Source organism: Catellatospora coxensis (assembly GCF_016862635.1).
GTDB classification, from domain to species: Bacteria; Actinomycetota; Actinomycetes; order Mycobacteriales; family Micromonosporaceae; genus Catellatospora; species Catellatospora coxensis.
This window is the reverse complement of sequence record NZ_BONI01000160.1, coordinates 1-5,419: the sequence shown is the minus strand read 5'-3', so window position 1 is coordinate 5,419 and position 5,419 is coordinate 1. Positions and strand designations below refer to the sequence as shown.

Here is a 5,419-nt window from a genome sequence, read left to right as displayed (position 1 = left end):
AACTGAACGGCACGCAGACGCAGTACACCTGGGTCGTCACCTCGACCCTGCTCGCCGCCACGGCCACCACCCCGGTCTGGGGGCGGCTCGCGGACATGTTCAGCAAGAAGCTCCTGGTCCAGATCGCCATCGGCATCTTCGTCATCGGCTCGCTGCTCAGCGGATTCGCCCAGGACACGGGCCAGATCATCGCCGCGCGCGCGTTCCAGGGCATCGGCGTCGGCGGCCTGCAGGCCCTCGTCCAGATCGTGATCGCCGCGATGATCCCACCGCGCGAGCGCGGCCGCTACAACGGCTACCTCGGCGGGGTCATGGCCGTCGCCACGCTGGCCGGGCCGCTGCTCGGCGGGCTGATCGTGGACACCTCGTGGCTGGGCTGGCGCTGGTGCTTCTTCATCGGCGTGCCGATCGCGATCCTCGCCTTCCTCCTGCTGCAGTTCACCCTGCACCTGCCCGAGGGCGCCCGGTCGAAGGGCAAGGTGGACTACCTCGGCGCCGGGCTCATCGCCGTCGGCGTGAGCACGCTGCTGATCTGGGTGTCGTTCGTCGGCGGCTCGTTCGCGTGGCTGTCCTGGCAGACCGCGGCGATGGTGCTGTCCGCGCTGGCCGTGCTCGCCGTCGCGGTGCTGGTCGAGCGCCGCGCCGAACGCCCCGTCGTGCCGCTGGACGTGATCCGGCAGCGGGTGCCCGCCCTCGCCATCCTGGCCAGCCTCGCGGTCGGCATGGCGATGTTCGGCGGCGCGGTGTTCCTCGGCCAGTACTTCCAGGTCGGGCGCGGTTACACACCCACCGAGGCGGGCCTGCTCACCATGCCCATGATGCTCGGCGTGCTGATCTCCTCGACGGTCACCGGCCGCATGGTCACCACTTCCGGCAAGGTCAAGCCGTACATCGTCACCGGCGCGATCGTGCTGGTCGTGGGCTTCCTCGGGCTGTCGTTCATCGACCACGACACGCCGCTGACCTTCGTCGGCGCGGGCATGCTGCTGGCCGGGGCAGGCGTCGGCATGACCATGCAGAACCTGGTGCTCGCGGTGCAGAACACCGCCGCGCTGAAGGACCTGGGCGCGGCGACCGGCGCGGTCACCTTCTTCCGCTCCCTCGGCGGCACCATCGGCGTGTCCGTGCTCGGCGCGATCCTCGCCGAGCGGGTCAAGTCGACCATCCTGTCCCACCTCGCGGCCGCGGGACTGCCCGCCGGGGCGGGCGGCGGCTCGCTCAACCTCAAGGCCCTGCCGCCCGCGGCCCAGGCCATCGTGCGCGAGGCGTACGGCGACGCCACCGGGCACATCTTCCTGGTATCCGCCGCGATCGGGGTGGTCGGCGTGCTGGCCGCGCTGGCCCTGCCGAAGATCACGCTGCGGTCCAGCGTCGACCTGCCGGCCCCCGCTGCCGAGCCCGAGCCGGCCAAGGTCTGACAACCCGGACGGCCGAGGAGGGAACGGTCATGCCCTGCGGTGCGCTGCTGGCCGGGGTGCTCGCCATGCTGTCCTCGGCCGTCCTCGCGCGGTGCCGCAGGCGGCGACGGCCGGTGGCACCGCCGCCCCGTGTCGCCACGGCCGCGTGCGTGCCTGTCCGGGGTCCCGTCGGGCGTACGCCCCGGCGTCGGGCACGACCGGCCCGCGCCGCCCGGCGACCCCGCAACCGCAACGCCGCCGACGCCCGTTGAGCGGGCCGGCACGCCATCGCGCCACCACCCTCGACGCGTGTCGCTCGGCGAAGGTGTACGCCGCGCAGCCTGCACGCGTGTTGTTACCGGGTGGCGGCGGTTGTGGAAGATCGGGCACACTCTCGCGGGTGAACCGCACCCCAGCCCGGCCTTCAGCGGACCGACGCGGTGGCGCCCGGTCCGGGTGCGATACAGCCGGGGGCCGCTGAGATGCCGGTCGAGGTGGCGGTGCTGATCGGATTGCAGGCGTCGGGCAAGAGCACCTTCTGCCGGACAGTGCTGGCCGATGGGCGGGCCGTGGTGAGCAAGGACGACTTCCGCAACGCCCGCAACCGGCAGCACCGCCAGATGCGGCTGGTGAACGAGGCGCTCGCCGCAGGTCGCAGCGTGGTGGTCGACAACACCAACCCGTCCCCGGAGCAGTGGCAGCCGCTGGTCGAAGCCGCCCGCGAGCACGGCGCGAGCGTCGTCGGCTACTGGTTCCCGCCTGATCCGGCGGGGTCGGCGGCCCGCAACGCCGTCCGTGACGACCGCACCCGGGTGCCGGACGCCGGGCTGCGCGCCGTGCTCCGTGAGCTGCGGCGGCCGAGCCGGGCGGACGGGTTCGACCGGCTGTGCGCCGTGAGTTTCGACGGGGCGGGCGGGTTCCGCGTCGAGGTGCTGGAAGAGGAGTCGTGACCGTGGACGCGGACGAGTTCGAGGCCGCGCAGCGGGCGCGGGAGTACTTCCACGGGCTGACCCTGCTGCCCGGCGCGTGGACCGTGCTGCGGCTGGACGGACGGGGTTTCTCCCGGTTCACCGAGCAGCACTTCGACAAGCCGTTCGACGAGCGCTTCGGCGGGCACATGGTCACCACGGCGACGGCGCTGCTGACCGAATTGGGGGCGCGGTACGCGTACACCGAGAGCGATGAGATCTCCGTGCTGCTGCCACCCGGCTTCGACCTGTTCGGTCGGGGCGTGGAGAAACTCGTCTCGATCTCCGCAGGTATCGCGAGTGCGACGTTCACCCATGACGCGGGCTTTCCGGCGCACTTCGACTCGCGGATCTGGCTCGGTGTCTCGGTGACCGACGTGGCCGACTACTTCTCCTGGCGGCAGTCGGACGCGGCCCGGTGCGCGCTCAACGGCTGGTGCTACTGGACCCTGCGCAAGGCCGGGCTGAGCCGTACGCAGGCCACGCGCACCCTTGACGGCGCGACGACCTCGGGCAAGAACGAGCTGCTTTACCAGCACGGGATCAACTTCAACGAGCTGCCCGCGTGGCAGCGCCGGGGAATCGGGCTGTGGTGGGAGACGTTCGAGCGGCCCGGCCACGACCCGGTCCGCGGCGTCGACGTCACCGCCACCCGCCGCCGGATCCGCGTGGAGCGCGAGCTGCCCATGAAGGACGCGTACCGTGCCCTGGTCCAGCAGGTGGCCGCGTCTTCGGCCGACGGCTGATCGTCGCGGCGGTGCTTCCGGTCTCAGGGCAGCGTGCCGTGGCGCAGCCACTGGGCGTAGAAGTGGCCGTCGTCCGTGATCCGTCTGAGCAGGTCGATGCCCTGGGGTGAGGTCGCGGGCGGGTTCGAGGCCAGCCGTGTGATGTCGTCCTCGGCACCGGACAGTACGGCGTGTTCCAGCGCGTGGTACTGGGCCACCCAGGCTGTCGCCGCGGGCAGGAAGTCGCGTTTCACCACCTCGCACAGTGCGGTGCCGCATGCCTCGGCGTCCTCGACGGCGCTGATGGACCAGCAGTCACCCGACCCGAGGTCCGGTCCGCCCACGAGCTGTTGCGGGACTCGCAGGCGTGCCCACCACTGCGCGGTGGTGGCGGTGGCATGGGTGCGCATACGGGGGTCGGCATATTGGGCCTCGCGGAACAGCAGCCAGCGGCTCGTGGAGACGCCGACGTTGACGTAGAAGAGCGACGCGTGCCGGCCGCTGCCGGTTGACCCTTGCACGTCCAGCAGCGTCGCGTCGCCCTCGGCGTCGAACCTGCGGAACGTGCCCGACGAGCGGGCGAACCCGTGCGCGCGGAGCAGCGGAGCCAGCTGCGACTTGATCATGTCGAGGTAAGCCTGCCGGATTGTTCGTTGCACCGGGCCACGTTAGCCGGTGTGTAGTTATGGCACCTGCCCACTGCTGCGACCCCAAATGTGTACACGAACGCGTACACTTGCTTCATGCTGATCGAAACGCTGTCGGTACGTGAGGCTCGAGAACAATTGCCGACCGTGCTGGAGCGGTTCCGCAACGGTGACCGTACGCCCGTGGGCGTGGGATCCCACCGCAAAACAGAGGCCGTGATGGTTCCGGTCGAGGTGTTCGACGAGTTGATCGCCGAACGTGCGCGCTCGATCACCGAGGCCGCCGCGTCGGTTCGTGCCGAAGGGCTGGTCGTGGACTCCGACACGGAGGCGATCACCGAGCAGTGGGCGCGCGGTGAGATCAGCACGGCACAGATGCGGGAGATGGTGCGCCGACTCTACGGCGCCCCGTGAGCCAGGATCCCTACGTCGACCCGGTCACCAGAGTGCTCCGCAACCGGCTGGGAATCGTCGGCGAGGACCGTCTGCGCCAGGTCGAGGCTGGTCTGAGCTACGCGGCTCTCATCGATCTCAGCACGCGCATCCTCCCGGGGAACTACGACCTGGCGCACCTTCAGCGCTTCCATCGTGAGATCTTCGGCGACCTCTATCCCTGGGCAGGTGAGGTGAGGACCGTGGGTATCGCCCGGTCAGAGCCGTTCTGCCTGCCCCAGCACATCGAGGCCTACGCAGGTGAGGTGTTCGCGGCGCTGGCCAAGGAGCACTATCTCCGTGGGCTGCCACGGTCGACCTTCGTCGACCGGCTGACGCACTACTTCGCCGAGGTCAACGCGATTCACCCGTTCCGCGAGGGCAACGGGCGAGCGCAGCGGGCGTTCTTCCGCCAACTCAGCCGGGAAGCGGGTTGGGCGGTCAACTGGTCGACCCTGGACCCGGTGACGAACGTGGAGGCTTCTATGGCCTCGTTGCGCGGCGACAACAGCTCCCTTCGGCGGCTGCTGGACGGTCTCGTCGACGGCTGAGTCCAGGCACCACCTCAACCGAGTGCCTTGATCGCCGGGATGACGGTTTCGCCGTACGCGGCCAGGGTGTGGTCCATGTCGTCGTGCTGGAGGTAGACGGCGAACTGGTCCACGCCCAGCTCCTTGAGCCGGGTGAGCTTGTCGACGTGGGCCTGGGCGGGGCCGAGCACGCAGAACCGGTCCACGATGTCGTCGGTGACGAACGCGGTGTGCGCGTTGTCGGCGCGGCCGTGCTCGGCGTAGTCGTAGCCCTGGCGGCCCTTGATGTACTCGGCGAGCGCGTGCGGGACCGCGCCGTGGTCGCCGTACCGGGCGACGATGTCGGCGATGTGGTTGCCGACCATGCCGCCGAACCAGCGCACCTGGTCGCGCTGGTGGACCAGGTCGTCGCCGACGTACGCGGGCGCGGCCACGCAGATCTTGACCGCGGACGGGTCGCGCCCGGCCTGCTCGGCGGCCCGGCGCACGTGCTTGATCATCCACTCGGTGATGTCGAGGTCGGCCAGCTGCAGGATGAAGCCGTCGCCGACCTCGCCGGTCACCTTGATGGCCTTGGGGCCGTACGCGGCGACCCACACCTCCAGCGTCGACTCCTTGACCCACGGCAGGCGCATCTCGATGCCGCGGTGCGTCGCCTCGCGCCCGTTGGCCAGGGCGCGGATCACGCCGACGGCTTCGCGCAGGTGCGCGATGTCGACC

Annotated in this window: 7 protein-coding genes; 5 read left to right on the top strand and 2 right to left on the bottom strand. The window is 70.4% G+C overall.

The window, feature by feature from the left end:
* The 3 genes from Cco03nite_RS41570 to Cco03nite_RS41560 form a co-directional block, all read left to right on the top strand.
* A partial coding sequence (locus Cco03nite_RS41570; RefSeq protein ID WP_203699561.1) for an MFS transporter occupies positions 1-1,418 on the top strand: 1,418 nt, incomplete at its 5' end.
* A 461-nt stretch (positions 1,419-1,879) separates the two neighbouring features.
* Positions 1,880-2,347, top strand: coding sequence for an ATP-binding protein (locus Cco03nite_RS41565; RefSeq protein WP_203699560.1), 468 nt, complete (start codon positions 1,880-1,882; stop codon positions 2,345-2,347).
* A complete protein-coding gene (locus Cco03nite_RS41560) occupies positions 2,344-3,111 on the top strand; it encodes a tRNA(His) guanylyltransferase Thg1 family protein (RefSeq protein ID WP_203699559.1) in 768 nt (255 codons plus the stop codon). The genes Cco03nite_RS41565 and Cco03nite_RS41560 overlap by 4 nt, the downstream gene beginning before the upstream one ends.
* Before the next feature lie 23 nt (positions 3,112-3,134).
* On the opposite strand, the gene Cco03nite_RS41555 is transcribed toward Cco03nite_RS41560, so the two are convergent.
* The gene (locus Cco03nite_RS41555) at positions 3,135-3,749 is read right to left on the bottom strand and encodes a DUF4304 domain-containing protein (protein WP_203699558.1); all 615 of its coding nucleotides are present in this window, start codon (positions 3,747-3,749) and stop codon (positions 3,135-3,137) included.
* Between the two features lie 84 nt (positions 3,750-3,833).
* Here Cco03nite_RS41555 and Cco03nite_RS41550 point away from each other — a divergent pair, with 84 nt between their 5' ends.
* Both Cco03nite_RS41550 and Cco03nite_RS41545 read left to right on the top strand, forming a co-directional pair.
* Positions 3,834-4,151, top strand: a complete 318-nt coding sequence (locus Cco03nite_RS41550; RefSeq protein WP_203699557.1) for an antitoxin VbhA family protein — start codon at positions 3,834-3,836, stop codon at positions 4,149-4,151.
* A gap of 32 nt (positions 4,152-4,183) precedes the next feature.
* Positions 4,184-4,720 carry a Fic/DOC family protein gene (locus Cco03nite_RS41545; protein ID WP_203699556.1) on the top strand — a complete coding sequence of 179 codons (537 nt, stop codon included), beginning with the start codon at positions 4,184-4,186 and terminating at the stop codon, positions 4,718-4,720.
* Positions 4,721-4,734: 14 nt separating this feature from the next.
* On the opposite strand, the gene Cco03nite_RS41540 is transcribed toward Cco03nite_RS41545, so the two are convergent.
* Positions 4,735-5,419: TIGR03842 family LLM class F420-dependent oxidoreductase (locus tag Cco03nite_RS41540; RefSeq protein WP_203699555.1), on the bottom strand; the 685-nt coding region annotated here is incomplete at its 5' end.

Bases quoted from the DNA above. Each gene is read 5' to 3' on its own strand.
- Cco03nite_RS41565 (WP_203699560.1), top strand. From the start codon at position 1,880: ATGCCGGTCGAGGTGGCGGTGCTGATCGGATTGCAGGCGTCGGGCAAG.
- Cco03nite_RS41550 (WP_203699557.1), top strand. From the start codon at position 3,834: ATGCTGATCGAAACGCTGTCGGTACGTGAGGCTCGAGAACAATTGCCG.